This is a genomic window from Brevibacillus sp. NRRL NRS-603 (genome assembly GCF_003013445.1).
GTDB lineage: Bacteria > Bacillota > Bacilli > Brevibacillales > Brevibacillaceae > Brevibacillus > Brevibacillus formosus.
This window is the reverse complement of record NZ_PXZN01000187.1, coordinates 1-1,343: the sequence shown is the minus strand read 5'-3', so window position 1 is coordinate 1,343 and position 1,343 is coordinate 1. Positions and strand designations below refer to the sequence as shown.

1 protein-coding gene and 1 pseudogene are annotated in these 1,343 nt (G+C 45.8%); one reads left to right on the top strand and one right to left on the bottom strand.

Going from position 1 to position 1,343, the window contains the following annotated elements; translation table 11 throughout:
* Nucleotides 1–220: pseudogene (locus tag C7R94_RS29825) on the bottom strand (C40 family peptidase); the annotation flags it as partial.
* Nucleotides 221–670: 450 nt separating this feature from the next.
* Here C7R94_RS29825 and trmB point away from each other — a divergent pair.
* Nucleotides 671–1,315 (top strand): tRNA (guanosine(46)-N7)-methyltransferase TrmB, encoded by a 645-nt coding sequence (gene trmB / locus C7R94_RS29820; RefSeq protein WP_106786059.1) that lies wholly within the window; start codon nt 671–673, stop codon nt 1,313–1,315.
* Nucleotides 1,316–1,343: the final 28 nt, after the last annotated feature.

The following is a 1,343-nucleotide window of genomic DNA, read 5'->3' as shown; positions in this document are numbered from 1 at the left end:
TAAAGGAAGAGCAATCAAATACGGCTGTGGTATTACTGCTCGCACCGAATTTATAAGGAGTACCCATATATTTTCTTCCTGTGGCAATAACCTTGTCTGCCTTGGATTGCGTCCATGCAGCCTCCGCTACATTTTGCTCCCCTGGCAGTGGAGCGACAATTGCTGTGACTCCCAATGCTACTCCCATTACGATTCCGATGAGGGTTTTATGTAATTTCATGCTGTTCATCCTCCCTTTTCTTTTGAAAAAAGATCCCTCCTCAACAAGGGACCATTTTATGCAAAGTTTGGCTGACCTCTCACTTGTTCTCTACTTTACCAAAGCTAGCCCTCTATGAAATTACCAAAAACTTACCAAAAACTATTTTCCCAACTGGATAAAATTACCGCTTGACGCCTTCGCGCTTGATTTAACAGGCATTCCTCAAATTTTCAGTCTATTTTCCTACCAGAATGTCCCTCCCAAATTGGCAAGTTTTTACCAGCCTCTATTCGTTCAAACCCTCGCCCCATGCGACTTTCGTCCTACTCCTATTTACAAAAAACCCCTTTTCTCTCCTTTTTCACGGAATCTACCGCTGGAATCTCGCTTCTCTTTCTTCTCTCTCTACTTGCAACTAGCAGGGAGTCATCGTAAAGTAGATAGGAGTTCGTTTTGAAGGAGGCACATATGCGACTGCGTAACATTCCAGGTGCCGAAGCGGCCCTGAGAGAATATCCGACGTTCGTAGACAATCCCCTTTCCTATAAAGGAAATTGGAAGGAACGCTTCGGGAATGACAATCCGATTCACGTGGAGATCGGCTGTGGAAAAGGACGTTTCATTAATACATTGGCCGAGCGTCACCCTGACATCAATTTCATTGCGGTTGAACTGAAGGCGGAGGTCGTTCTGCGCGCTGTTCAGCGTACGGAGTACAAAGCTGTTCCGAATCTGGCTTTTGTTCAGTACGATGCTTCCAAGTTGACCGACTTGTTTGCCGATCACGAAATTTCTCGCATCTATCTGAACTTTAGTGATCCATGGCCAAAAACCCGTCATGCGAAACGTCGTCTGACTTACAAAAGCTTCTTGAACACCTATCGCCAGGTGCTTGTGGCAGACGGTGAGATTCATATGAAGACAGACAACGAAAACCTTTTTGAGTTTTCACTCAACCAATTCGCTGCGGAGCGCTTCCAGATGCGCAATATTACCTTTGACCTGCACCAGTCCAAGCTGGCGGCAGATAATGTAATGACGGAGTACGAGGAGCGCTTTTCTTCTCGTGGGCAGCGCATTTATCGGGTGGAAGCGAGCTGTGTGATTAAGTAGGCTTAAAATCCTTTTGGTTTGAGTCAAC

What these genes read in the sequence shown, in the direction of transcription:
- trmB (WP_106786059.1), top strand. Translation starts at nt 671, where the DNA reads ATGCGACTGCGTAACATTCCAGGTGCCGAAGCGGCCCTGAGAGAATAT.